The sequence below is a fragment of the Actinomycetota bacterium genome, from assembly GCA_040905475.1.
Lineage (GTDB): Bacteria > Actinomycetota > AC-67 > AC-67 > AC-67 > DATFGK01.
The window spans coordinates 12106-38667 of record JBBDRM010000061.1 but is presented as its reverse complement, the minus strand read 5'-3'; the positions used below and the strand labels follow the sequence as shown (position 1 = coordinate 38667).

21 protein-coding genes are annotated in these 26562 nt (G+C 65.9%); 11 read left to right on the top strand and 10 right to left on the bottom strand.

The genetic code is table 11. From position 1 onward, the window contains the following. The 6 genes from WEB06_05660 to WEB06_05635 form a co-directional block, all read left to right on the top strand. Nucleotides 1–261 (top strand): glycosyltransferase (locus tag WEB06_05660; GenBank protein ID MEX2555100.1); only part of this gene is annotated, 261 nt, incomplete at its 5' end. 68 nt (nucleotides 262–329) lie between these two features. Next, nucleotides 330–2123, top strand: a complete 1794-nt coding sequence (locus WEB06_05655) for a long-chain fatty acid--CoA ligase (GenBank protein ID MEX2555099.1) — start codon at nucleotides 330–332, stop codon at nucleotides 2121–2123. Nucleotides 2124–3878: 1755 nt separating this feature from the next. After that, nucleotides 3879–6995 carry an RHS repeat-associated core domain-containing protein gene (locus tag WEB06_05650; protein MEX2555098.1) on the top strand — a complete coding sequence of 1039 codons (3117 nt, stop codon included), beginning with the start codon at nucleotides 3879–3881 and terminating at the stop codon, nucleotides 6993–6995. Further along, nucleotides 6995–7549, top strand: coding sequence for a DUF1629 domain-containing protein (locus WEB06_05645; GenBank protein MEX2555097.1), 555 nt, complete (start codon nucleotides 6995–6997; stop codon nucleotides 7547–7549). Before WEB06_05650 ends, WEB06_05645 begins: the two co-directional genes overlap by 1 nt. 1719 nt (nucleotides 7550–9268) lie before the next feature. Beyond that, entirely contained in the window at nucleotides 9269–9478 is a 210-nt protein-coding gene (locus tag WEB06_05640; protein ID MEX2555096.1) for a hypothetical protein, read from the top strand. Continuing rightward, nucleotides 9475–9882: a type II toxin-antitoxin system VapC family toxin gene (locus tag WEB06_05635; protein MEX2555095.1), complete on the top strand. Its 408-nt coding sequence runs from the start codon at nucleotides 9475–9477 to the stop codon at nucleotides 9880–9882. Before WEB06_05640 ends, WEB06_05635 begins: the two co-directional genes overlap by 4 nt. A 148-nt stretch (nucleotides 9883–10030) precedes the next feature. Here WEB06_05635 and WEB06_05630 read toward each other — a convergent pair whose 3' ends face one another. The 5 genes from WEB06_05630 to WEB06_05610 all read right to left on the bottom strand — a co-directional run bounded on the left by WEB06_05630 (nucleotide 10031) and on the right by WEB06_05610 (nucleotide 14481). After that, entirely contained in the window at nucleotides 10031–10894 is an 864-nt protein-coding gene (locus WEB06_05630; protein ID MEX2555094.1) for a sugar ABC transporter permease, read from the bottom strand. Then, on the bottom strand, nucleotides 10891–11982 hold the full coding sequence (locus WEB06_05625; GenBank protein ID MEX2555093.1) for an ABC transporter ATP-binding protein: 1092 nt from the start codon (nucleotides 11980–11982) through the stop codon (nucleotides 10891–10893). Before WEB06_05625 ends, WEB06_05630 begins: the two co-directional genes overlap by 4 nt. A gap of 4 nt (nucleotides 11983–11986) precedes the next feature. Then, nucleotides 11987–13279 (bottom strand): sugar ABC transporter substrate-binding protein, encoded by a 1293-nt coding sequence (locus tag WEB06_05620; protein ID MEX2555092.1) that lies wholly within the window; start codon nucleotides 13277–13279, stop codon nucleotides 11987–11989. Further along, on the bottom strand, nucleotides 13276–14100 hold the full coding sequence (locus WEB06_05615; GenBank protein ID MEX2555091.1) for a carbohydrate ABC transporter permease: 825 nt from the start codon (nucleotides 14098–14100) through the stop codon (nucleotides 13276–13278). The genes WEB06_05620 and WEB06_05615 overlap by 4 nt, the downstream gene beginning before the upstream one ends. Nucleotides 14101–14175: 75 nt before the next feature. After that, nucleotides 14176–14481 (bottom strand): antibiotic biosynthesis monooxygenase, encoded by a 306-nt coding sequence (locus WEB06_05610; protein MEX2555090.1) that lies wholly within the window; start codon nucleotides 14479–14481, stop codon nucleotides 14176–14178. Between the two features lie 114 nt (nucleotides 14482–14595). Between WEB06_05610 and WEB06_05605 the strand changes: the two genes are divergently transcribed. From WEB06_05605 to WEB06_05595, 3 genes are all read left to right on the top strand, one after another. After that, complete coding sequence (locus tag WEB06_05605; protein MEX2555089.1) at nucleotides 14596–16443, top strand: AMP-dependent synthetase/ligase; 1848 nt, start codon at nucleotides 14596–14598, stop codon at nucleotides 16441–16443. 120 nt (nucleotides 16444–16563) lie between these two features. Then, nucleotides 16564–16983 carry a ribbon-helix-helix protein, CopG family gene (locus tag WEB06_05600; GenBank protein ID MEX2555088.1) on the top strand — a complete coding sequence of 140 codons (420 nt, stop codon included), beginning with the start codon at nucleotides 16564–16566 and terminating at the stop codon, nucleotides 16981–16983. Further along, on the top strand, nucleotides 16980–17327 hold the full coding sequence (locus WEB06_05595; protein ID MEX2555087.1) for a DUF5615 family PIN-like protein: 348 nt from the start codon (nucleotides 16980–16982) through the stop codon (nucleotides 17325–17327). The genes WEB06_05600 and WEB06_05595 overlap by 4 nt, the downstream gene beginning before the upstream one ends. A gap of 136 nt (nucleotides 17328–17463) precedes the next feature. Here WEB06_05595 and WEB06_05590 read toward each other — a convergent pair whose 3' ends face one another. The 3 genes from WEB06_05590 to WEB06_05580 form a co-directional block, all read right to left on the bottom strand. Further along, the gene (locus tag WEB06_05590; GenBank protein MEX2555086.1) at nucleotides 17464–18930 is read right to left on the bottom strand and encodes a hypothetical protein; all 1467 of its coding nucleotides are present in this window, start codon (nucleotides 18928–18930) and stop codon (nucleotides 17464–17466) included. Nucleotides 18931–18981: 51 nt separating this feature from the next. Further along, nucleotides 18982–19926, bottom strand: coding sequence for a type IV toxin-antitoxin system AbiEi family antitoxin domain-containing protein (locus WEB06_05585; protein MEX2555085.1), 945 nt, complete (start codon nucleotides 19924–19926; stop codon nucleotides 18982–18984). Between the two features lie 97 nt (nucleotides 19927–20023). Beyond that, nucleotides 20024–20635 carry a CAP domain-containing protein gene (locus tag WEB06_05580; GenBank protein MEX2555084.1) on the bottom strand — a complete coding sequence of 204 codons (612 nt, stop codon included), beginning with the start codon at nucleotides 20633–20635 and terminating at the stop codon, nucleotides 20024–20026. 199 nt (nucleotides 20636–20834) lie between these two features. On the opposite strand from WEB06_05580, the gene WEB06_05575 reads away from it, so the two are divergent. Both WEB06_05575 and WEB06_05570 read left to right on the top strand, forming a co-directional pair. Next, nucleotides 20835–21515, top strand: a complete 681-nt coding sequence (locus tag WEB06_05575) for a response regulator transcription factor (GenBank protein ID MEX2555083.1) — start codon at nucleotides 20835–20837, stop codon at nucleotides 21513–21515. 67 nt (nucleotides 21516–21582) lie between these two features. Next, nucleotides 21583–21975, top strand: a complete 393-nt coding sequence (locus WEB06_05570; GenBank protein MEX2555082.1) for a response regulator transcription factor — start codon at nucleotides 21583–21585, stop codon at nucleotides 21973–21975. A 15-nt stretch (nucleotides 21976–21990) separates the two neighbouring features. Here the strand turns inward: WEB06_05570 and WEB06_05565 are convergent, their stop codons facing one another. Beyond that, a complete protein-coding gene (locus WEB06_05565; protein ID MEX2555081.1) occupies nucleotides 21991–24117 on the bottom strand; it encodes a histidine kinase in 2127 nt (708 codons plus the stop codon). Between the two features lie 4 nt (nucleotides 24118–24121). Further along, a complete protein-coding gene (locus WEB06_05560) occupies nucleotides 24122–26560 on the bottom strand; it encodes an FtsX-like permease family protein (GenBank protein MEX2555080.1) in 2439 nt (812 codons plus the stop codon). Nucleotides 26561–26562: the final 2 nt, after the last annotated feature.

Sequence of the window (26562 nt, the reverse complement as noted above, 5' to 3'; positions counted from 1 at the left end):
GTCTACCTCGAGGCGCAGGCCTGCGCCCGGCCGGCGATCGCCGGCGATTCCGGCGGCGCCCCCGAGGCCGTCGTCCCCGGCGAGACGGGGTTCGTCGTCCCCGGCCGCGATCACCGCGTACTCGCCGAGCGGCTCGTCGAGCTGCTCGGCGACCCGGCTCGTGCCCGCGCGATGGGGGAAGCCGGCCGCCGGTTCGTCGAGGCGAACCACCGTTGGGACGACGTCGTAGCCCGCTATGTGGAGATGCTCGACCGCACCTGACCCATTGCCAGCCGGCCGCGCGCCGGGCTATACAAAGACCCCACACGAACGCACCGGAGGGAGCCGTCATGGGCGACACGATCGTGAGCACGTTCCTCGAGCGGACGAAGGTTCACCCGGACCGCGACGCCCTCAAGGTCAAGCGCGACGGCCAATGGTCGGGGATCACCTGGCGCGAGTACGAGGAGCTCGTCCGGCGCGCCGCCAACGGCCTGCTCGCCCTCGGGATCGAACGCGGCGACCGGGTAGCGCTCATCTCGCTCAACCGGCCGGAATGGCACGTCGCCGACATCGCCACCCAGGCGACCGGCGGTATCACCGTGCCGATCTACGTCACGAACTCGCCCCCGCAGGTCTCCTACATCACCGGCCACTCGGAGTCGAGGGCGATCTTCGTCGAGGACGCCGGCCAGCTCGACAAGGTCATGAAGACCAAGAGCGAGCTGCCGGATCTGAAGAAGGTCATCATCTTCGACCCCACCGGAGTGGAGCTCGACGATTTCGTCATGAGCTGGGATCAGCTCCTCGCGGCGGGGTTCAAGCACGCGGACGCGAACCCGAAGGCTTTCGACGAGCGCCTCGCGCAGATCAAGCCGGAAGACCTTGCGACGCTCGTCTACACGTCGGGCACGACCGGCCCCCCGAAGGGCGCGATGCTGACCCATGCGAACATCGTCTGGACCTGCGGATCGCTCGACCAGATCCTCCACGTCACGCCGGAGGAGCGGAAGCTTTCGTACCTGCCGCTGTCTCACATCGCCGAGCGGATGGTCGGCCACTTCACGCACATCTACGGCGGCGGCGAGACCTGGTTCGCCGAGTCGATCGACACGCTGCGCGAGGACCTCGGCGCGTGCAAGCCGACGATCTTCTTCGGGGTTCCGCGCGTGTGGGAGAAGTTCTACGCCGGCATCACCGCATTGCTCGACGGCCTGCCCGACGAACAGCGCGACGCCGCGCAGCAGGCGTTGCAGCTCGGCTTGAAGCGGGTCGAGGCGCAGCAGGCCGGCACCTCGCTCCCGCCGGAGCTCGAGGAGAAGTACCAACAGGCCGACGCGCGGTTGTTCGCGATCGCGCGTGCCGCGCTCGGGCTGGATCAGGCGAAGGCGCTGGTGTCGGGCGCGGCGCCGATCAACGCAGAGATCCTGCGGTTCTTCCACGCGATCGGACTCCCGGTGGCCGAGGTGTACGGCCAGACCGAGGACAACGGCCCGACCTCGATCAACCCGCCGGACGCGATCCGCATCGGGACCGTCGGCCCGCCGCTGCCCGGGGTGGAGGTCAAGATCGCGGAGGACGGCGAGATCCTGGTCCGGGGCGGCAACGTCGGTCCCGGCTACTACAAAAACCCGGAGGCGACCGCGGAGCTGATCGACGACGAGGGATACATGCACTCCGGCGACGTCGGTGAGTTCGACGAGAAGGGCTACCTGCGCATCACCGATCGCAAGAAGGACCTGATCATCACCGCGGCAGGGAAGAACATCGCCCCGCAGGTGATCGAGAACATGCTCAAGCACTCGCCGTGGGTCTCCCAGGTCGTGCTGATCGGCGAGGCGAAGCCGTTCCTGACGGCGCTGATCACACTCGATCAGGAGAAGGTCTCGCAGTTCGCCGAGCAGAAGGGGATCCCGTTTTCCGACTTCGCCGAGCTGAGTCGCCACCCCGACATCCGGCAGCTCATCGAGGTCGCCGTCGCCGAGGTCAACGAGAACCTCGCCCGCGTCGAGCAGATCAAGAAATGGATCGTGCTCGAGCGCGACTTCGCTCAGGAGCACGACGAGATGACGCCGACGATGAAGGTTCGGCGCAAGGCGATCACGCAGAAGTACGCCGACACGATCGAGTCGATGTACCGTTGAGTACTTTCCACTGATCGCATGTTGCTATAACGACGCTTGGTGTGGCCGACTGACTCTGACGAGTATCTACGAGGCGGTGTGGGAGGGAGGCGGTTCAATGGAGCCTGGGTCAGAATTCCGGACGCTCCTGAGACGGCTTGCGTCGCGGCGCACACCGCGAGGGGAGATTCCCGCGGTTCGTTATGATCCCGTAACCCAGACGACCATGGTTTTTGAGAACGGCCGCTGGGTGGCGAGCTGGGAGGCCTCGGCGCTGAGGGACTCGAAGAAGGCGGACCTTGAGACCGGTGAGGACCAGAAGAGCGAATAGCGCCAGACCGGAACTGCTCATCCTCTCGAACCAACGTGACTTCTCGGCGGACGAAGTCATCCGGAGAATCGACCCGGAGCGTGTCAGTCTCCGCCGCCTCAACATCGAGGAGGCCACAGCCGGACGGGCTTGGGCCTGGTCGCCCCAGCATGAAGCGCCCGACCTCCGCTGGGTACGTGCTGTGTGGTGGCGACAATTCGCCCTGAATCGGGCGTCCAACTCCGTCTTGGATGTCGACGAGTCGCTCGTTCAGCGAGCGCAATGGCGCGCCTTCGTATCCGCGGCCGATCGGCCGGAAATCGCTTGGGTCAATCCACTCTGGGCGTCCCGTCGCGCCGAGAACAAGATCGAGCAACTCCGGGCTGCGATCAGGGTCGGCTTGAATGTTCCGCCGACGCTGGTGACCAACGATCCCGAGCAAGTGGCTGCCTTTCGTGAAGAGCACGGCGAGTGCGTCGTCAAGTCGCTCGCGTCCGCGTATTTCGAATTCTCCGACGAATCGTTCGTCTTCACCGAGCAAGTCACCGACGAGGTCCTGCAAGACCCATCCAGGAGGTTTCCTTCTCCCGGACTTCCTGCTCACGCGTTTGAAGGCTGGGTTCGTTCAACTCGAGATCGACGGAAGAAAGATCCGAGGGAAGGAAGACTACGGTCGGTACAGCGTCGGCATCACCGTCCTGGCGAAGCAGACGAACCTGCTTCCATGGACCAGCTATCTGACGGAGATCGACACGGCACACGCAGTTCCGATCTCATCGCCGACCGAGGAAGAGATCGTCGTAACGACTCCCAAGATCCCTGGACTCGAGCTGCACATCCCCAAGGGAGCCACGGTAACGGACGAAAACGGTGATCCAGTCACGTCCATCAGCATCACGCCCATCCCGGTGACGAGGACCGCGTTCCCCACTCCCGAGAACGTCTTGGTGCCTCTGTACTACACGATCCAGCCCAGCGGTATGCAGGTGAGCGCGCCGGGCGCCTATCTCATCTATCCGAACCCGGGATACGTAGGAGTAGGGCCAGGAGGACGGGTCGATTTCTGGCGGTACGACCCTGCGAGCGATCGCGGTTGGTACGTCTACGGCCAAGGCACAGTCACCGATGACGGCGAGCAGGTCATTCCTGACCCCGACACGCGTTTGACGTCGTTCACATCAGACATGATCTCGAAGCCTCGGATGGGCGGAAAGAATCCGGGCAAGAAGAGGCGGAACGGCGATAGCCGAGGAGATCCCGTCGACCTGAACACGGGTACTCAGACGATCCAGCACACGGACCTCTATCTACCGGACGTCATCCCGATCCAGGCGACACGCTCGTATCGTTCGAACGATGGCGTCGCTCGTGAGTTCGGGATCAGTGGATCCCAAGATTACGACATCTATCTGATCACCTCGAACCCCTACCAGACCGCCTCGCTTATCCTCGCCGACGGAACGCGGGTGGAATATAACCGGCTCACTGCCGGCAACCAGTTCTTCGACGCCGTGTTTGAGGCCTCAGGGATATCCGGTCCCTTCTACAAGTCCAGGCTAGTGTGGAACGGCGCTGGGTGGGATCTCACTCGGAGAGACGGGACGGTCTTCGTCTTCGGCGAAGCCGCTCCGCTGCAGGCGATCCGCGATCGCTTCGGAAACAAGGTCTCTATCGTGCGCTCGGGAGGACAGGCCGGCAACATTTCCTACGTTCGCTCGCCGAACGGACGATGGTTGCAATTCCACTACGATTCCGCGAACCGTATCGACTGGATCAGGGACAACCTCGGCCGCCAGGTCGACTACGTCTACGATTCGGGCGGCCGGCTCTTCCAGGTCCACGACCCGAAAGATGGCGTGACCGAATACACGTACAACTCCTCCCACCAGCTCGTCACCGCTAAGACGCCGCGTGGGCATGTGTTCATCACGAACGAATACGATCCGGCCTCGGGCCGCGTCGTCAGGCAAACGGATGCGACCGGCGGTGTCTGGGAGTTCGCCTACACGACCGATAGCAGCGGCAACGTCACTCAGACTGAGGTCACCGACCCGCGCGGAATCATTGAGCGCGTCAGCTTCAATGCCGACGGCGACACGATCACCGATGTTCAGGCAGTGGGCACGCCCGAGGAGCGGACCTGGAGCTTCGAACGACAGGTCGGGACGAGTTTCCTGACCAAGGTCACGGATCCGCTCGGCAGACACACGAGGTTGACGTACGATGTTTTCGGGAACGTCAAAAGCGTTACCCGAGCCTTGGGTACCGCCGACGCCGTCACCACGGCGTTCACGTATGAACCCAAGTACAGCCGGCTCACCAGCGTCACGGATCCGCTATCGCATACGACGACGATCGCCTACCCGAGCGCCACACGGACCGTGGCGACTGATCCTCTGGGACACGCCACGACCATCGACACCAACCCAGCCGGCCAGGTCACCTTGATCGCCGACGCACTGGACAACCAAACGACGATCACCTATGAGCTCGCCGATCCGGTCGCGGTAACCGACGGACTGGGCAACACCACGAGCTATTTCATCGACGGGGGAGGCCGGACGGCGGAGACGATCCCAGCAAGTGGGGTCAGCGTCCGGGGGACCTACGACGCGCTGAACAGCCTGACCGGCGTGCGCGACTCGTTGGGGAACCAGACGTCCCTCGCCTACGACGAGGACGGCAACCTGGTGTTGTTCACCGATCCGCTGTCGAACGCAACAACCTACACGTACGATCCGATGGATCGCTTGCAGACGCGCACGGACGCCCTCGGGCGGGCGGACACACGCGACTACGATGCCGCCGGGAGCCTGTCTCGATTCACGGACCGGCGGGGCAAGGTAACCACCCTGGGGTACGACCCTCTGGGGCGCAGGACCTTCACGGGCTTCGGAACCGTCGGCTCGGGGGGCTCGGCCACCTACGAGAGCACGATCAGCTATGGGATCGATGCCGCGGATCGTCTCACGGAGGCGACCGATTCGGTAGGCGGATCGATCGAGATGGCTTACGACGCGCTGGACCGACTCACCTCGCAGGTCACTGTTCAGGGGGGCGTCTCCTACACGTATGACGCTGCGGATCGCCGGGCGACCATGACCGTGGCGGGCCAGCCTCAGCTCTCCTACGCCTACGACGATGCCAGCCGGCTGATCGGCATCAACCAGGGTACGGCCAGCGTCTTGTTGGGCTACGACGACGCGGACCGCAGAACCTCTCTGACGCTGCCCAACGGCGTCACCACCGCGTATGGCTACGACGACGCCTCTCGCCTCACCTCTCTCACCTATGCCAACGGCGTCCCGCTTGGGGATCTGGCCTACGGCTACGACGCCGCCGGGCTTCGCTCGACTGTGTCGGGTAGCTTCGCCCGGGTGTCGCTTCCTTCACCCGTTTCGTCCGCGAGCTACGACGCCGCGAATCAATTGACCGCGTGGGATGGGCAGGCGTTCACCTACGATCAGGCGGGGAATCTGACCGGTGACGGGTCGAACACCTACTCGTGGAACGCCCGGGGAGAGTTGGCTGGCATCTCCGGCGTCACGGCGGCGAGTTTCACCTACGACGCCTTCGGCCGCCGGCAGGCCAAGACGATCGCGGGCGACACAACCGGCTTTCTGTATGACGGGGACAATCTCGTCCAAGAGCTGGCAGGGGGTTCTCCGTCGGCCAATCTTCTCTCGGGCGGGTTAGACGAAGTGTTCACGCGCACCGAGGGTGGCCTCTCCACCGGCTTCCTGGCGGATGCCCTGGGATCGACCGTGGCGCTCACAGATGCGGCCGGATCGATCACCAACTCCTACACGTATGAGCCGTTCGGCAAGGCCACGCTCACGGGCGCCCCGTCCACGAACCCGTATCAGTTCACCGGGCGTGAGGCCGACACGGCGGAGCTGAATCACTATCGGGCTCGCTTCTACAGTCCGGTCACGGGCCGGTTCATCTCGGAGGATCCCCTAGAGTTCGCCGGCGGCAGTGCCAACCTCTACGCGTACGTGGCGAACAGCCCCTTCAACCTAACGGATCCGTTCGGAACCAACCCCTTCGGCGACCTGTGGAGTGGGATCAAGTCTCTCGCGAGTAAAGCCTGGTCCTGGATTGCAGACCACGCTTGGGAGATTGCTGTTGGCGTCACGTTCGTTGCGATCTGCGTCGCCGCTTCGGCCACTTGTGCAGGGCTCGTGCTACGAGGCATCAGCCTCCTTTCACCCAGGGCAGCGTCATGGCTTATGGGTGCGCGTGCAGCGGGGTTAGCATTGGTGACTCCATCGTCCCGGGCACTTGCACGCGCCCTTCAAGCCGCAGGGCAGGTGCGCCCGGCTGGATCAGCAGCGCATCATATGGTTGCTGGATCTGCTGCGCAGGCGGCCGCTGCACGTGCCGTACTCCAACGCTTTGGGGTTGGGATCAATGATGCAGTAAATGGTGTGTTTCTACCCGCCGCGATGCACCACAGTGTACATACGTCTGCCTACTATCAGGCAGGTAACGAAGCACTTAGCAATGCGACATCGAGACAGCAGGTCATCGACATCCTGAATAGCATCGGGCGAGCGCTCAGCTCTGGAGGATTCCCGTGATGGAATCTCCAAACGTGTACAGGCTTCGCTTTAGCGAAGGCTTCGAGTGGCTCTTGCCGATCAACGATGCAGACTTCGAATCTCTTCGATTTGACGGCCAGTCACGGGTCGAGTCATGGAGGCCGGTCAAGATGAAGAGACTAATGGCAACCGAAAAAGGCGAGCGTCTTAGATTGACTGATTTCCCAGCATGTTCAGGGGGAGACATGCTGTTGATGAGCCGTTCAGCAAGAGACAGGATCGGGCCTCGGTTGGAGTCATATGGCGAGATCTTGCGCCTGGAATGCGAGGACGGAGAGTTCTGGATACTCAATGTGACTCGGTTGATTGATGCTCTCGACGAGAGCAAATCGGAGTTGGTGAGAGCATCGGATACGGGAGCAGTCCTAATGATCCGAAAGCACGCGTTTCGGGCATCGGAACTGGGAGAGGCTCTCGTCTTTAAACTGGTCCAGATGCCTCGCGGACTCATCTATGTTACTGATCCGTTCATCGAAATTGTGGGCGTATCCGGACTTAGGGGCCTTGAGTTTGTGCAAGTATGGCCACCTTGAGCTCTGTTGTTCGTACCTCCCGAACCCCACGCTCCTACACCTATGAGCCGTTCGGCAAGGCCACGCTCACGGGCGCCGTATCAGTTCACCGGCCGTGAGGGCGACGCGGCGGAGTTGTATCACTATCGGGCGCGCTCCCACAGTCCGGTCACGGGAAGGTTCATCTCGGAGGACCCTCTCGAGTTCGCAGGCGGCGGCGCCAATCTCTACGCTTACGTGGCGAACAGCCTCTCAATCTGACGGATCCGTTCGGGACGAACATCTTCGGCGACGCCTGGACCGCTGTGAAGAACGCGGCCGGCCGGGCCTGGTCCTGGATCGAAAATCACGCCTGGGACATCGTCGATGTGATCCACAAGATAGGCAACTATGTGGCAGGTGCTGCAGGGTTATGTGCGGCCTTGTTTCTCGGCTCGCCGCTCGGTGCCGTGTGTGGCGGTGTCACCCTTGGAGCGTCTGCGGTCAGTCTGATTACAGGAACGGCCCTGTACGCGGGAGGGCGGTTGTCGCGCACGGGGCTTCTCCTCGACGCTGTAGGTGCGTTACTGTCCGGCACGGGAAGTGTCTTCCAAGGGGCTGCAAACGCAGCGCGCGGGCTCGGAATGACTGACGAGGCTGTTGCGGGTCTCCGCTTGCTCCAAGCCCACTACGCTGGATCGGTCACCGGAATCGCACGGACGCTGTCGGCCGGTTGGTCGGTTGCGAAGACAGCTGGGTGGTACGCTGTTGCCGAGGGGCTTTCGTTCGTCAGTTGGATGCTCAGTGCATCCGGGTTCGGTTTCAGCCTAGTATCCGTGCAGCGGCAATGAACGCGCGACGTCGAATCAACTGGGCGTTCTTAGCGGCTAGCATCGTCTATGCAGTCGCTGTGTGGCGTCAGGACGGGCTGCTCGGCGTGGTCGGGATCGTCCTTCTAGGCGTCGGTATGATAACCGTCGGCAGCTGGTGGCTGCGCAGGAAGGACAGGGCGGCCAAATCAGGCAACGATGGGAATGAGTCCAGATAGATTCCCATTCCAGCTTATGAACCGTGCCGGGATATCTGGATGGCTCCATTCCGTGAGCGATGGGCTCCATCGCACCCGGTTCCCTTGGACACCTGGTCGTGCTTCGTGACCAGAACGAGTTCTTCCCCGTTGGGGACGAGTACGCCCATGTCGCGTAAGCCATGTGCCGGTCCTGTGCGGTCCAACGAGAGTGCCTCGCGCACGCGATCGAGAGCCGGCGGTACGGGTTCGGGGGTGGCCCGGACGGAGAGTGAACGCTATGAGCTCTGGAGGGCGGCGGGCCCGCAGGATAGGCCTAGGGGTGCCGCCGCTGGTACGCCGCGCCGCTCGTCGGCGCTCATATTCGCTCTCATGCGACCTCTTCCCGCCTCTCTTTCTCCTGGAAAAGCGTCTCGCCGCGCACGTGGCGCATAAGCCGCCGCCTGCATGGGGCTTCGCGGTGGAGCCGCACTCCCGACAGGCGTCCCATCTGCGGGACCAGGCGCCCCGGGGGAGTGAGAGTGGAAGCACGTCGGGCTGCTGATCGTTCCCTCGGAGTTCGACCCGGTATCTGCGCCTTTGAACCCGGTACCGAACTGGACTCTCGTCAGGCCCTCTATCAAGTCTGAAGCATGCTCTTGAGGCCACGCCTTCCATCCGTCCGTGGTGTTTGACGAGATGCAGGCACTGCATGCATAATGCAGATCATGGCGGTATCGATAACGATCCGAAACGTGCCTGACGACGTGCGCGACGTGCTCGCGGCGCGAGCGGCGCGAGCCGGCCGGTCGCTCCAAGAGCAATTGCGGGCAGAGCTCGTCGACCTGGCCCGGCGCCCCACCGTAGAAGACGTCATGGCGAGAGCGCGGGAACGCAAAGCGGCGACCGGAAGCCGCCTCGCGCGAAAGCGCATCATCCGGCACCGGGACGCCGATCGGCGTTGACGCTGGTCGTCGATTCATCCGCCGTCGTCGCCGCACTCGTGGACGGCGGACCGGACGGCAGATGGGCGGAGGCGCTGCTGGTGTCGGAGCCGTTGGCTGCTCCCCACCTCATGCCGGTGGAGGCGGCGAACATCCTGAGGCGCTCCGCTCTTGCCCGGGATCTCAGCGAAGACGTCGCTTCACTGGCGCACGCTGACTTGCTGCAGCTCCGCGTCGAGCTCTTTGCTTACGAGCCGGTCGCAGAGCGTGTGTGGGAGTTGCGCGGTTCGCTTACGGCGTACGACGCTTGGTATGTGGCGCTCGCAGAGTCGCTCGGATCTCGGCTCGTGACGTTGGATACGCGACTCACTCGCGCATCGGGTTCACGTTGCGAGTTCGAGACGCCGAGCGGGCGTCACCACTGACCGGACATCGTCATGGACGATGACGCGATCGGATAGCGAAGGGCTGTCGATCGAGGGTCTGAACGAGGATCTCATAGCGCCGGGCGGGCCGGTATGGCTTCCGGACTTTCTCGAGAACATGTACTCGTAAGCATCCGGACCGACCGGGTCACGCCGCCCAGCGTCTCCGGACGACCCTGAGCTGCACGCCCACGAGCGCCAGCGTGACCAGATACATGACGAGCGTCATCGATGCCGCGTAGCCGAATCGGAAGAACTCGAACGCGTTCCGGTACGTGTACAGCGGAAGGAACGTGGTCGCGTAGAAGGGCCCGCCGTCGGTCAGCACGAGCGCGGGCACGAAGTTGGCCTGGAAGCTGTAGACGATGTCGCGCGCGGCCAGCAGCGTCAGCACGGGCGCCATCAACGGCAGCGTCACCCGGCGGAACATCCACAGCGGCCGCGCGCCGTCGATCGCGGCGAGCTCGTAGAGGTCGTTCGGGATGTCGTTCCGTGCGGCCAGGGCAACCACGAAACCCTCGCCGACCTGGAACAGGCTCATGATCACGATCGCGAAGCGCGCGCTCCACGGACCGAGGAGCCACTCGGTGACCGGGAAGCCGAGCATCCCGGCGAGCAGCGGTAAGGGTCCGTAGAGCGGGTTGAAGACCCAGAGCCACAGCAAGGCGTAGGAGATGTCGGGGACGACGCTGGGCAGGTACACGGCGGCGCGCTCGGCTCCGACGCCACGGCGGCGGCGCGCGTAGAGTAACGAGGTCCCGAGCGCGACGCCGAGCCGCAAGGGCACCGCGATGGCGGCGAAGATGAGGGAGTTCCACAAGGCGGTCCAGAAGAGGTCGTCGCCGATCATCCGCCGGAAGTTGGCCAGCCCCGACCACTTAGGGCTGCTCAGGCCGTCGTAGTCCGTGAACGCGAGCCCGAGCGTCATCAGTGCTGGAAGCACGACCAGGACCGCGGCCGCGGCGAAGAGCGGCACGGCCATCCGACGGAGGTGGCGGTCCCAGCGGTTCATCCGCCGCTCCCGTGCCGGATCGCCGCGCCGGTCTCCGGATTGAACAGATGCAGCCGGTCCGGGTTCAGCCACGCGCGGACGCGGTCGCCGCACACCGCCGGGAACGACGGCTCGACCCGTGCGATCAGCCGGCGCCCGCCGGCGTCGAGCTCGAGCAGGATCTGGTCGCCGATCGACTCCACGACATCGACGAGCGCGTCGAACGTTCCATCGGCGCGGCTCGTCGCCGACCACCGGGAGCCTTCGATGTGGACGTGTTCCGGCCGCACGCCGAGCACGAACCGCTCGCCGCGGGGAAGGTTGTTCACGGCGACGGTCACGGAACCCCAGACGAGTGCTCGGTCTCCGGATCGATGAGCCTCGCCGAGGTTCATCGGCGGATTCCCCATGAACGACGCCACGAACGTTGTGGCCGGCTCGTCGTAGACCTCGCGCGGCGTGCCGAGCTGGATCAGCTCGCCGGCGCGAAGGACGCCGACCCGATGACCGATCGACAGCGCCTCGCTCTGGTCGTGCGTGACGTAGACGGTCGTCGTTCCGAGACCGGCCTGGAGGCGGACGATCTCGCCCCGCGTCGCCACCCGCAACTGGGCGTCGAGGTTCGAGAGCGGCTCGTCCATAAGGAAGATCGCCGGCCGGCGGACCATCGCGCGGCCGAGCGCAACCCGCTGCCGCTCTCCACCCGACAGCTCGCGTGGCCGCCGGTCGAGGAGCTCGGCGATGCCGAGCGAAGCGGCGACCGTCGTGACGCGCTCTCGGATCTCTTCCGCTGGCCGGCGTCGAGTCGCAAGTCCGAACGCGAGGTTGTCGCGGACGCTCATGTGCGGGAACAGCGCGTAGCTCTGGAACACCATGGCGACGTCGCGGTCGTTCGGCGGTACGGCCGTGACGTCTCGATCGCCGACCAGGATGCGGCCGGCATCGGGCGCCTCGAGGCCGGCGATGACTCGCAGGGTCGTGGATTTCCCCGATCCCGACGGCCCGACGAGGACGAGGAGCTCTCCGTCACCGACCTCCAGCGATAGTTCGCGGAGCGCCGCGGCCGCGCCGAACGACTTCGAGACGCCGTCAAGCCGGAGGCTCGGCATCGGGTTAGGACGGGGACGGCGCGGGCCGGGCTTCGGCGAACAGCTCGCGGGTCGCGATGTCGATCTCGATGCCGAGGGCCTCGATGCGCTCGTTCCCGAAGAACCACTCTTCCACGATGGGATCGGCTTTCGTCTCGATCTCGTTCCATGTCCCGATGTTGGGGAAGCGTCGGATGAGAGGGATCTGGTCGAGGAAGATCTGCGCGTGCGCCGGCGGTTGGCCCGGGGCAAGGAAGTCGGCGGAGCGTGACACGGCCATGTGCGACGGAACCGTCCGGCCCGTGCGTGCGAGGATCGGGGCGCCCTCGGGGCCGGTCGCGAACTCGATGAAACGGAACGCGAGATCCTTGACCTTCGAAGCCTTCGCCATGCAGAGCGCGTCGGAATGCAGCATGGTCGCCGGTTCCGCATCAATCGGTAGCGGCGCGACATCCCAGTCAAGATCCGGCACGCCTCGGAGCGTAGGGGTCACCCGTCGCGACTCGATGAGCATGCCGAGACGACCGGCCGCGAAGCGGGCCTCCAGATCCTCTGACTCGAATTCGGCCAGGCTGGGAACCACCCGGTGTACGCGCCTCAGCTCGATGAAGAATTTCAAGGCCCGGAGCTCCGTGGGCCCGAGCATGGTAGTCTTGGTGGGGTTGACCACATCGTCGACGACCTCCCCGCCCGCCTGCCAGACGAACGGAGCGACTCGCACCAGCGTCGGTTCCACACCGAGGCCGTACACGTCGGTTCTTCCGTCCCCGTTCGTGTCGACGGTAAGCCGCTTCGCGGACGCCAGGAGATCCGACCAGCGCCACCCCACCCGGGGAGTCGCGAGTCCCGCCCGCGCGAACAGCCTCTTGTTGTAGTAGACGACCTGGCTCGAGATGTTCGTTGGCATGCACTGGACGACCCCGGTTCGTCGGAACGAGTCGAGGGCCTCGGGGTAGAAGTCTTCCTCTTGCAGACGTTGGCTGCCGGCCAGCATCGGGCCGACCGGTTCGAGAACCTGCCGGTCGACGAACTGCCCGAAACGCCGGTAGTTGATGAGGAAAAGGTCGGGCGGGCTCCCAGCCGAGAACGACGTCACGAGCTTTGCGATGTGATCTCCCGGGTTCGGGACGACGACGAGGTTTACCTTCGCGCCGGGCGACGCCCGCTCGAACGCGCCGGCCAGAACCCGATAGGACTCTGCTTCGTCGGGGCTGCCGGAGATCTGCACGGTGAGCGACCCGTCGGCCCGACCATCCGCGCTGCATGCGGTGAGGACGAAGAAAAGGAAGGCCACGAGGATCTTGAGCGACCGGCTCACCCGATCCTCGTTTCGTCCTGCAGGAAGCGCCGCTGTACGACGAGGAAGGCCAGGACGACCGGCGCCGTCACGATCACCGATCCCGCCAGAAGGACGGGCCAGTTCGTCGGACCGAGCTGCTCGAGGTACCGGAGCACGAGCGGGGCCGTGTACCGGGACTCGGTATGGAGATACAGAAGCGGATCGATGAAGTTACTCCACGCTGCCAGAAAGGCGAGCATCCCCACGACGACGGTCGTCCGTCGAACGAGCGGCATCGCGATGCGCCGCCACACCCTGAGCGCAGAGGCGCCTTCGAGACGAGCCGCCTCGTAGACATCGTCCGGGATGCGTCGGAACGCGTACACGTAGAGCAGGACGGCGAAGGGGCTGCCGCCCATGAGCGCGGGCGCGATGAGGGGCCACGGCGTATCAAGGATGCCGGCGGATCTGAATATGGCGAATCGCGCGATCCACAGCGCTGTCACCGGCACGGTCAGAAGCACGACGGCGATCGCGACGAGTCGTCGGCGTCGCCGGTCCGGCATCCGAGCGATGCCGAATCCGGCGAGCGAGGACGTGGCGATCGCCAACGGAACGGACACCGACGCGACGAAGAGCGAGTTCCCCATCGCTCTCGCCAAGGGCGAGAGGCGAAAGGCCTCCCGGTAGCCCTCGACGGTAACCGGGCGCGGAAGGAGTTCCGGCGATCGGGGAGGCGGGAGACCGGGCCGGCGCAAAGACCCCGTCACCATGATCACGAGCGGTGCGACGAAAAGCAGCGCCACCAAAGCGCCCGTCCCGGCGCGGGCGAGAGAGCGGCTCCGCTCCGTCGTAGACACGTCCGCGGATTCTAGAAGGGCGTCACCGAATAGACACGCTGCCGGGGTGCGTACGGCACCGAGCCGGACCAGCGACTATGCGCGTTCCGACTCGATCACTTCGAACGTCCACACCTCACTCGCGGTCGAAACCGGGCCCTGCTGCTTGTGTTGCGCGTGGCCGTCCGCGAAATACGTCGAGCTCATCCACGCTTCGAAATCCGCTTTGCCGCGCCAGCGCGTGTACACGAGGTATTTCTCGTCGCCGCTGGGGCGGAGCAGCTCGAACGCTTCGAACCCGTCGGCCTTCGACACCTGGCCGGCGCGGGCGGCGAACCGCGCCTCGAACTCTTCCCGGCGCTCGGCCGGCACTTCAACGGCATTGATTACGACGACCGACATGTGATGCCTCCTGTTTACGCGCCGGGCTCTGGGAGCCCAACCTAGCAGGCGCCCTTGTCGCCCGGCGCGCCCGGCCCCTACGCTTCTGGCCGGACACGGGTGAGGGAGGATGCGATGACGCGGGACATCCTGGCGGAACGGGCCGAGATCGACGCGGCCGCCGAGGGCAAGACGCTCTGCTCGGAGTTCGAGCGAACCGCGGCCGCGTATCCGGATCTCGATGCATTCCGCTGGCGAACCGGCGACGCCACTTACGATGCCTTCACCTGGAGCGAGTACCGCAAGCGCGTGCGCAACGCCGCGCTCGGACTTCGCGCGTTGGGGCTGAAGCCGGGGGACTTCGCGCTGATCCAGGCGCGTTGCATCCCCGAGCACTCGGTGGTCGACATGGGCATCGTTCACGCACGGGCCACACCGGTGAGCCTCTACAACACGTTGTCGCCCGAGCAGATCTGCTACATCGCCAACCATTGCGGTGCGCGGATCGCGATCGTCGAGAACGTCGCTTTCCTCGAGCACTTCCTGAAGGTGCGTGAAGAGCTGCCGCTGATCGAGAAGATCGTTCTGATCAACGGCGCCGATGAAGCCGCGACCGATTGGGTCGTGTCGTGGGACGAGGTGCTCGCCGACGGCGCCGCCGAAGCCGAGCGCGACCCCGGCGCGTTCGACGATTCGTGGAAGCAGGTGACACCCGACGATCTCGCGACGTTGATCTACACGTCGGGCACCACCGGACCGCCCAAGGCGGTCATGGACACGCACCGGAACATCATCTGGCACTTCGAGATGACCCGTCGCGTGTACGAGTTCCGGGCGGACGACCACGGGCTCTCGTACCTGCCGCTCGCGCACGCGGCCGGTCGCACCGGCGCTCACTGGAACCCGCTGCTGTTCGGCGGGACCGTTATCTGTTGTCCCGACATCAGCCAACTGCTGCTCTTCCTCATCGAGAACAGGCCGACGCTGTTCGTCGGGGTGCCGCGCGTGTACGAGAAGCTCTACGCGGGGATGCACGCGGCGCTGGCGGCGCAGCCCGACGAGAACATCAAGAAGATGGTTCAGGACGCGGTCGACGTCGGCCGTGAGATGGTCGCGCACGAGCAGAAGGGCGTCGAGCCCTCCGAAGAGCTCCGCGCGCGCTACGACGCCGTCGCTCCGATCCTCCAAGCCGTTCGCGGGCGCGTCGGACTCGATCAGTTGCGGGTCGCGCTCGTCGGCGCAGCCCCGATCTCGACCGAGGTGATCGAGTTCTTCCACGCGCTCGGCATCCGCGTTTCCGAGGTCTGGGGGATGAGCGAGCTGACGGCCGTCGCGACCGCGAACGGCGAGAAGCGGATCAAGATCGGCAGCGTCGGCCCGGCGGCACCCGGCGTCGAGGTCGTCCTCGCGGAGGATGGCGAGATCTTGGCCCGCGGCGGGAATCTGATGAAGGGCTACTACAAGGATCCCGAGAAGACGGCCGAGGCGATCGACGATGAGGGCTGGATGCACACCGGCGACATCGGGTCGGTCGACGAGGACGGGTACTTCCGGGTCATCGATCGCAAGAAGGAGCTGATCATCACCGCCGGCGGCAAGAACATCTCGCCGGCGAATCTCGAGAACGGTCTCAAGCAGCATCCGCTGATCGGGCAGGCGTGCGTGATCGGCGACCGGCGGGCCTATCTGACGGCGTTGATCGTGCTCGACGGCGAAGTGGCGCCGGTGTGGGCGAAGTCGAACGGGATCGAAGCGTCGACGATCGCCGAGCTCGCGTCGAACGCCGCCGTGCGAGCCGAGATCCAGCGCGCGGTGGACGATGTGAACGGGCAGGTATCTCGAGTCGAGAACATCCGGAAGTTCGCGATCCTGCCGTCCGAATGGACGCAGGAGAGCGAGGAGCTAACGCCCACGCTCAAGCTCAAGCGACGGGTGATCAACAAGAAGTATTCCGACGAGATCGAGGTCCTTTACCAAGTCTGAAAGCATATTTCGCGCGTCCCTTATCGGAGGCGCCGCGAGTCTCTCCGAAGGATGGGCCGACCGCGTCTTACCCCGACTGTGATACATTGTAGTGGTACGTATCACAACGGAGTGATCACCATGGCGCGACCCACGTCTTTTCGCTTGCCCGACGAGCTCATGTCTCGTATCGAGGCGATGGCCGCCTCTGAGGGGCAATCGATGTCGGGACTTGTCTCGAGTCTCCTCGACGAAGGGGTTAAGACGAGGCGTTTCGCGGGAATCGTCTACAGGGACGGGCCCACCGGTCGGCGGGCAGGTGTCGCAGGCGGTCCCGACGTCTGGGAGATCATCCGCGATCTTCAGCGGGCCAGTGGTCGTGAAGAGCAGCGCATCAGGCGCGTTGCTCACGAGACGGGCCTCGCCCCGGCCTTGATCCGGTTGGCGATCGATTTCTATGTGGCCTTCCCCGACGAGATCGACGAGCGCATGGTGGTGGACCAAAGGACGGCGGATCGGCAGCGTGAGCTCGTCGATCGTCGGCAGCGATTGCTGTCGTGAGATGGTTGCTCGACGAGATGCTCCCGCCCCAGGCGGCGCAGGAGCTTGTGAGGCGAGGGCATGACGCCGTCACCGTCGGTGACGTCGAACTGGCGGGTCGCCCCGACGATGAGGTATTCGACTACGCGGTTGCCGATCGTCGACTTCTTGTGACGGAGAACGTCGCGGACTACGCGACTATGCTCGCGCAGCGTCTCAGCCAGAACCGGCCTTGCGTCCCGGTCTTGTTCGTCCTCAAGTCGAGCTTCCCGCGTCGCGGATCACTGGCCCGGAATCTCGCCGTTCGTCTGGACGAGTGGGCGAGGGAGAATCCCAACCCTTACATCGGGGCGCACTGGCCGTGACGAGCGTTTGGGCAGGACCATCAGCGGCTCCTCGCCGATGTCGGTGACCAAGAACTCGGAACGACCGTCCCGCCGGTACGCTTCCGGACATTCTCGAGTCGCTCTACGGCTGAGCGTCCCCCGCCGTCCGCCCGGCTCAGGCTGGGGACAGCTCGACGAAGGCGACGGAGTTCGCGGGCAGCAGGATCGTCGTTGTCGTCGCCGGGCCGGCGACGTCGAACGTTTCCGCCGGGGTGGCCGCCGATGCGTGTGCCGGGTCGAGGCGGCGGACCTCGACGGTGTACGCCTCTGCCCTCAGGCCCGACAGGGCGAGGGTGACGGCGTGTGGGTGCGCGCCGGTCGCCAGGAACGACGAGAGCATGACCGTCAGCCGGCCGCTCGCGGGATCACGCGCGGCGACCGCCCAGAAGACGTCGGTGGCCGACCCACCGGCCGCGGTGATCTGCTCGGGGGCCATGCGCTGCCACAACCAGAACGTCCACCAAGCCGGCTTGCGCGTACCTTTCCAGGACACCAGCCCCCAATCGCCGGCGAACTCGGCGCCCGAAGGGTTGACCTCCGGCGAGGAGATGTAGGGATCGGCCGAGATGAAGAACGCCGCGCGATCAAGGCCGGTGCTTTGGAACTCGGCGAGCACACCGGCGTCGAACGCGGCGCCCTCGTGGGTGTCGTGACGCAGATCGAACCCGCCGGCGGAGACGTTCCACTCGTCGATGATGAACTCGGGGTCCGCCCAGCCGGTTCCGGCCAGCGCGTGCCGCGTTAGCGCTCGCACGATCTCGATGCCGACCGGGAACGGGAACACGCCGCCGATGGGGTTGCGATGGCCGAGCGCGACATGGACCGGCTCCGGGAGCGAGGGTTCGCGGCCGTCGGGGCCGACGAACGGATAGTTGCCGTAGTAGTGCCACGAGACGAACTCGGGACGCATCCCGAGGGAACGCATCATGGCGAGCCACCCGGCGATGAAGATCGGATCCGGGAAGAGACAGGCAGGACCACCGAAGATCAGATCGATCCCCGTCCGCTGCTCCACCCGGCGCACGGCCATCGCCGTGTGCTTCGCCGTCTCCAGGAACGCGGTGGGGGAGTCCTGCCAGAACCCGGCCCAGTCCGGCTCGTTCCAGACCTCGAACCAGCGGACGCCGTGCTCGATGGCGAAATGCTCGACGCCCGCTTCGACGATGCGTTCCCATTCCGTGAAGTCCTTAGGCCGCACCTTTGTCGGGTCGCGCGGATCACCCGGATAGGTCTGAGCGAGCCAGGGCGGCATGTAGTTGAGGATCAGCATCGGCTCGGCACCCGCGGCCTTCGCCTCGGCGACCCACGCGTCCCCGAAGCTCCAGTCGAACGAGCCGTCCTGCTTGGCGGCGACCTGGAACGCGATGTCCGCCCGCGCCAGGTTGGGATGCAGATCGTCTACGCCGTCGCCGGTGCCGAGCTTCCAGTCCAGGCCGACCAGGTTCCGGTTGATGGGGCCGGTGGGCAGCGATGCATCGACGGTGATGCGCACGGGCTGGAGGCCGAGCAGCGCCGGATGCGGCAGGGCGGCCGGCGCCACGACGAGTGAAGCGAGCGCGGCCGTTAGGAGCGTTCGTCGCATCCCGTGCAGGGTTCGCCGCCCCTTGGGAGTGTCCTGCCCGACTCCCGCGTCTTAAGGCTGGGCGATGGCGGCGGCGCCCGCGGCGATGACGCTCGACGGGCGCCGCTCCATGTCGCTCCACGTCACATGGAGCACGCGCCAACCGCGTGCGGTCAGCTCGTTGCGACGCGCGAGGTCACTCTCCCATCGGACCCGGCCCGAATGCCACCGGTACCCATCGGCTTCGATCGCCAGACGGATATCCGGGTAAGCGAAGTCCAGGATCGCGAGCAACCGCCCCCGCTCGCGGACCTCATACTGGCATTCGGGCAGCGGAAGCCCGGCGCGTTTGAGCAGCCGCAACAGCCGGGTTTCCAAGACGCTCTGAGGAACGCCGGGCTTATCGAGACGCTGTTCGATGACCCATCGGATGCGGGAGATCCCGGAGCGGCCTTGTCGGCCGAGCTCTGAAAGTCGCCAACGCAGGCGCGGTGCGCTCGTGAGCCCCCGTCGCAGCGCGTCGTCAAGAGCCTCCTCGACGATGTCGGTCGAGACAACCGATGCGAGATCGATCAGTGTTCGGGTAGGGGAGGTCGTCCTGATCCCATCGAGCAAGGTGACGTCAATGGACGCAAGCGGAACTTCATGGAGTATCAATCCTTGGCGACGACGACGGCCGCCCCTGGGGACGCTCAGTTCCAAGGACCCGAACTCCACTCCGGTGAGTTGCCAGAGCCGAGCGGCGGCGCGGTGCGAGGCCGCAGCTTCGTCACCGAGCGAGAGACATGCCGCCAGCAGGTGCTGTCGCCACGACGCGGGCACGCCGGACAATCGATAGATCCCCCGATACATCGTGTCCCACCGGCCCGTAGAGATGCGCCATCTGATGATGCGTGGAGTTGCTCCTGCGCGGAGGGCATCTGTCCGTGAGAAGACACCGTGTTGCGCTGCGGCTATACGCGCGAGTCGGGCGTCCACGGTTTCTTGCGGCGGCAGACGACGAAGAATGTCCTCCATGGCCGCAAGAACTAACACGCTGGGGAGGGGATCGGATCGCGACACGACGGGATCGCGAGCCCTGCGGGATCTTGCTCGATCTGACGGTGGAACCAGGTCAGGCGTCGAGCTCGAGCAACTGCATCAGCACGTCGACGGTCATCGGGGGAGCGGTGAGGTCGATCGACCAGATACGGCCCGTGAGCGTCACGATCTCTGCGGCGACGGGCGCCGTGTGCTGGGACTGCAGGGCGGACGCCTTCGGCTTCGCGACAGGTTTGGGCACCGAGCCGCTCGCGCGGCGGGCGAAGACCTGCGCGACGTACAGCGTGCCGCCCGACGAGGCCACCCCGACGCCGACCTGATTGAAGTCGGTGTCCAGGATGATGTGGCGGTGGGTTTCCGACTCCATGAAGGCCTTGTGGATCGAGGAGACGGTGGGGCCCTTGCCGACGTTGTCGCCGAGCGCGGTCCAGCCGGAGACCTTGTCGGCAAGGTTGGGGTCGTGGGAGATGGATCCGGCCGCCGCCATGTGCTCAGCCCAGTCGCGTGCGACCGCGGCGAGGTCGCTCTTCATCGCGAGGGTGGGGATCCCACGAGCGCTCCGCTCGGCGTTGATCCGGGAGACGAAGTCCGACTCTTGTGAGGTCGACGCCGAGGAGGATGACGTCGCGAAAAGCATCGCCGCCGTTGCCGCGGCGGCCAGAGCTGCTGGAAAACGACGTCCCATCCGGCTCCCTGCCCCGGCCGCCTCGGGGGCGGCTCCGGTGATGGAACGAGCGTGACTAGGCAAAAGTTGCTACGGATACCAAGCCTCGCCCGACCCCACGAAGGGTTTCCGCAGCAGAGCACGGGTTCCTTCCGGGCCAAAAGTGAAACGGGGATGCAATCCGATACTTCGAGACCCTGCGCTATCCTTGCGCGCGTCCATGTCGATCCGCGTGGTGCTTGCCGAGGACAACTACCTCGTCCGCGAGGGCGTGAGCCGCCTGCTCGAGTCGCAGCCGGACATCGAGCTGGTGTCGGTCGCGGAGGACCTCCCCTCGCTCGAGAAGGCGGTCGACGAGCACAAGCCGGATGTCGTGGTCACCGATATCCGGATGCCCCCGACCAACACGGACGAGGGGATCCAGGCCTCGGAACGGCTCCGCGAAACCCACCCCGAGTGTGGCGTCGTGGTGCTGAGCCAGTTCGCCGAGCCCGGATATGCGCTGGCGTTGCTCGAGAAGGGCTCCTCCGGCCGTGCCTACCTCTTGAAGGAGCGGGTCTCAGACGTCGAGCAGCTGCTCGGAGCGATCCGGGAGGTCTCGAAGGGCGGATCGGTGATCGATCCCAAGGTGGTCGAGGTCCTGGTGGCGGCTCGTTCCAGGGCCGCGGAGTCGCCGCTGGCCAGGCTGACGCCTCGTGAGCGGGAGATCCTGGGCGAGATGGCCCAGGGGCGGAACAACGCGTCGGTCGCCGCTTCCCTGTTCCTCACCGAGCGTGCCGTCGAGAAACACATAAACAGCATCTTCAGCAAGCTCGGTCTGTCCGAGGAGAAGGAGGTCCACCGCCGGGTGAAGGCGGTGCTTCTCTTCCTCTCCGAGGGGCCTTCCGACGAGGGGGGCTAGCCCCACCCCAAGCTCACCGGCCCACCCACCTGTCAACGGGCGCGATCGGCGCGAGGATGATGTGCGGATGGAGGTAAAGGCTGTGCGAGTCCTCGTCGTCGACGATCAGTTGCCGTTCCGGAACGCGGCGAAGACCGTCGTCCGTGTCACGCCCGGATTCGAGGTCGTGGGGGAGGCCGAGTCCGGGGAGCAGGCGGTCCAGCTCGCCGCAGAACTCGAGCCCGACCTGGTCCTGATGGACATCAACCTGCCGGGGATCGACGGGATCGAAGCGCTGCGCCGGATCACCTCGGCGCGCCCGGAAACGGTTGGGTTCCTGGTCTCCACGATCAAGGAGAGCGATCTGCCGGCCGATGCCCGAACGTGTGGGGCGGCTGCGTTCATCTCAAAAGAAACTTTCGAGCCGGCCGTTCTAACGTCGCTCTGGGAGTCGGGCGGAGACGCCGTCTGGCGCGGCTAGCCAGTCCACCCATCCTCAGCCCACCGGCACGGTCCCTGAGACCTTCGTGCCCTTGCCCGGAGCCGACTCGACCCGCAGGCTTCCGCCGATCGCGCCGACGCGGTCGTTCATGTTGGTGAATCCCGCGCCGGCCTTGGCGGTGGCCACGTCGAATCCGGCGCCGTCGTCGACCACCTCGAACAGGAGCGCGCCGGCCTCCTGACGGATGCGGAGATCGGCGGTCGCATTCTCGCCGGCGTACTTGCCGATGTTCTGCATCGCCTCAAGGCAGCAGAAGTAGATCGCCGCTTCGATCTCCGCGGAAAACCGCGCCAGACCCTCGGCGTGAACGGTCGTTGGGATCGTGGAGCGGCCGGCCGCAGCCTTGAGCGCTTCGGCGAGGCCGCGGTCGGCGAGGAGCGGCGGGTAGATGCCGTGCGCCAGCGCGCGCAGCTCCTCGAGTGTCTCCTGTATCTCGATGCTGAGGTGTTCCATCATCGCGTTGGCCTCGTCTGGGGCCGAAGCCGCGAGTTGTCGTGCGAGACGCAGGTTGACGGCCAGCGCGACGAGCCGCTGCTGAGCGCCGTCGTGAAGGTTGCGCTCGATCTTCCGGCGCTCCGCGTCGGCGGCGGCGACGATGCGCGCGCGCGATGCCTGCAGCTCCGCCGCCTGCTGGCGGATCTCGTCGAGCGAGGCTTGCAGCGCCGAGTCGAGCCGCACGTTGCGAAGCGCGAGGCCCACCTGACGCGCGAGCTCGGTGATGATGCGCTCCTCCTCCTCGTCGAACGCTCCGCGATCGCTGCGGCGACGAACCACGATCATGCCGAGGAGCTCGCCGGCGTTGGTGATCGGAGCGACGCGCAGATGATCGTCTTCGGGGCCGAGCATGGCCGGCATCCAGACCTTCAGCCACGCCGGACCGGAGATCCCGGCCCGAGCGACGACGGACATCTCCGATGCGCCGAGCGTGATACGCGCCGGCGGGCGGCTCGGATCCGAAACGGAGCGCTCGAGGGTGCCGCCGCTCCCGGTCCAGACCTCGGCGACGTCGAGCTGCAATGTCTTCCGCAGCGACTCGGCCATCTGCAGCAGCAGCTCGTCGAGCGGGAGCGCTCTGGACATGCGGCTGCCGAAGGTGCGGATCACCTCGTCGGGAGCTTGACGCTCGCCGTAAACGAGCTTCGTCGCCACACCCTGGAGCCGCTCCCGGGTCGGCACGTACAGCAGCGCCGCGACGCCGGCGGCAAGGATCGACAGCACGAGCAGGGTTCGTTCGTTCTCACGGGGCACGCGCCCGAGCCCGAGCACGATCGCGACGTACACGATCGACACCAGACCCACGAGCCCGGCGAGCGAGATCGTGTGAAGCAGCAGCCGGTCGACCACGATCGAGGGCCGCTCGAAGGCGGCGACCGCGAACGCGATGGGGATGATGGCGGTTGCCCCGGCGGCGACCGCCGCAACCGGCTCCGGCCAGGACACCAGCGCTTGGAGCGTTGCCGCCGCGACGGCGATCCCGGTTGCGACGGTGACCGACCAGGCGAGCCATTTGATCCGCCGGCGCTCGCCGATCGAGGCTCGCTCATAGCGAGTGACGGCAGCCGGCCCCCCGATGATCGCGAAAAGCGCGATCTCGAGCACCACCGGCCACATGGGGATCTCAGGGCGGCGGGCGATAAGGACAACGGCGACAGCAGCGGCGACCGCGTATCCGATGGCGGCCAGCGTCCGGCGTGCAGAGCTGCGTAGTTCTCCGACCGGCATGCCGAGCAGCGCGTGGAACGCGAACGCAGGTGCGACCGCGAGCCCGAGGGCTCGCAGCATCTCGGCGGCGCTCCGCCCGAGGATCGGATCGTTTTCGGCGAGCGACTCCGCCGCGAGGATCGCGACCCCCGCGACGAACGCGCCACCGAGGAGCAGCAGGGGGGTGGGATCGCCGCGATGCCGCGTCGCCGCGATGCCTCCGCACACGCCCCACGTCGCCAGCAACGCTGCCCGGACGATCTGTTCGGCGCTCGGATCCGGGTCGAGCGCGATCGTCAGACTCCAGACGGCCAGCGCCGTCACGGCCGCGCCGAGGAAGAGTCCGGCGCCCGAGCGCCAGGATGCAGCGTCGCCTGCGGCTCCGCCGCCCACCCTGGTTCGTTCTGCGGTCGTTGTCATGGGATCACTCCGTCCTCAATACGGTAGCGGGCGCGAGCCGTGCCGCGGCCCGGCCGGGCAGCGCGGCGACGAGGTTCGCGAGCACGATCGTTGCGGGGACCAGCGCGAGGACCGCCCACGAGCCGATCACTGCTTCCGGCACCACGCCCTGCCGGTCGGCGAAGGCGAGCCACGCCGACCGCCCAACGACCAGGCCTAGCGGGATGCCGATCACCAGAGCCAAGAGCGCTAGCGTCGTCGCTTGCGTGATGACCGCGGCACGGATCTGGCCGTTGACGAATCCCAGCGTCTTCAAGATCGCGAGGTCGCGCCGCCGACGGCGAACCGATGTGGCGAGTGCATGCGCGATCGTCGCGACTCCCAGCAGCGCGACGAGGCCGACAAGTGCCAGCGGAGCGCCTTCCACTTTCGAGAGGTTGTCGAGATCAACCGGTTTCCCAAACCCCACGAGGTCGGAGAGGTTCCCGAAGAAGAAGAGGCGTCGAGATTCTTCAGGGAGTTGTGTGTAGCCGGAGTCTTGCTGGAATCTGACGGGGAAGAAGTTCTCCAGCGCGTTCGGCACGATGCGACGCAGCCCCTCGATCGTGAATCCGATCCCACGGCCGAGTTCGCCTCCGTACTGATCCCCGATCACGGGAAAGACGGTCCGCCCGACCACCGTCATCGGCAAGGGGGCGTCGCCGGCGATGATCTCGATGCGGTCGCCGATCTCGACATCGAGGGAGCGCATCGTGACGGTGCCGAGCGCTACCTCATCGTCGTCGACCGGCCATCTCCCCTCCATCACAGGGGGGAACACCTCGCCGCTGCGCGCGCTCAATGCCAGCGCGGACACATCGAGGTTCGATCCGCCTTCGCGGGGGATCTGCAGCCGCACGTTCGTCGAGCCGCCGGAGAACTCCGCGACGCCCGGAAGGTCGTTCAGCACCGGGACGAGTTCCTTCGACAGGTCCGGTGCGTACGGGTTCCCCGCGATGTTGTCCCAGTTCCAGCCGTAGAGTCTTGGCGTGTCGACCAGATGACGCAGGCTCGTTCCGAACGAGACCAAGGTGACGATCGACGCGACGGCCACCGCTGAAGCGAGAATGGTGCTCCGTATCGGCGTCGCCGTGCGTCCATGGCCGCGTTCGAGCGCCAGCCGGATCCCGGCGACGATGCTCGCGGGCGCGCCGCCGCCCGATAGCCACGCGGCGATCCGCGACGGACCGGCTTGACCCTCCGGCTGGCCTGCGCTCGGCTCTCGCGCCGCGCGCCGAGCCGCGCTCAACGCTGGAGGGATCGCGAACGCGACGATCAGCAAGAGCAGCGCCGCTCCACCTCCGAGGAGTACGAAGGCGTCCGCCGAGAAGCCGGGAGACGGTTCGACAATGCGCGCGCTTCCGACGGGGAAGATGGGGGAGAGGGCGTACGCGATCGCGATGGTCCCGGCGATGCCGGCCGTCACCGACACGGTGGTGCGTATGAGGATCCCTCCTGCGAGCTGGCCGGGGGTCATCCCGAGCGATCGAAGAACCGGAGCGTCATCGGCACCGAGCGCAACTTGGCGGGCGAGCGTCTGCGTCAAGATCAAGAGCGCTGCCAGCCCCGCCAAGGCCGCGAAGGCTTGGAGGGCAACGACGTAGATGTCAATCGAGCGCTTGACGCCGAGATCGATATCCTGGCTTGTGAGGAACTGGACGAGGTCGTTGGCCAGCGCAGAGAAGCGCGCTCGGATCGCCGGGAGGTCCGCGGAGCCGCGCTTCAGTTTCACCAGCATACCTCGAGCGTTCGCCGTACCTTCGGTATAGGCCGTCTCGAACGCCGGGGTGGCGAAGATCTGGCCGTAGCGGATCGCCGGTGGTACCGATCCGGGCAGCAGGACAACTCCCACGATGGTCGCAGTCACCTGGTGGGGGACGCTGACGTGGGGGCCGAGTCCTTGGGTCAGAACGTTGGCGGACAGGAGGTCGATCGTTATGCGATCGCCGACGTTGATCTCCCTATCCCGGACGCTGAGGCCGTAGCCCACCGCCACCTCATCGACGCGGTCCGGGTCGGGGAGCCGCCCTGATACGACCCGAGCAACGCTGAGGGTGCCTTTCCCGAACAGAGATGGGCGAACGACGATCGCCTCAGCGCCCGCTTGTATCTCGACGCCCGCGTCCGTTCGCGCGGACATCATGAAGAGACGGAAGATCTCGGCCTCGGCTACTTCCGGGGAGCTCGCAGCTGCGTCGAGGTCGAGGTTGTAGTCGTAGCCGAGGCCCGGAACGCCCTCGTTCGTTTCCAGGTGGTGCGCGTTCGAAGCTTGTAGGAACCGGTCATACGCGGACCCGGTGCGCCGGGCCCCCGCTAGCGGGGCCAGCACGGCCGCGCCCGAGATCGCGATCAGGATCGCGAGCGCCAAGACGGAGCGGCGCGACGTCCGCAGCTCCGACCGTACCCGCATCCAGATCGCACCCATGC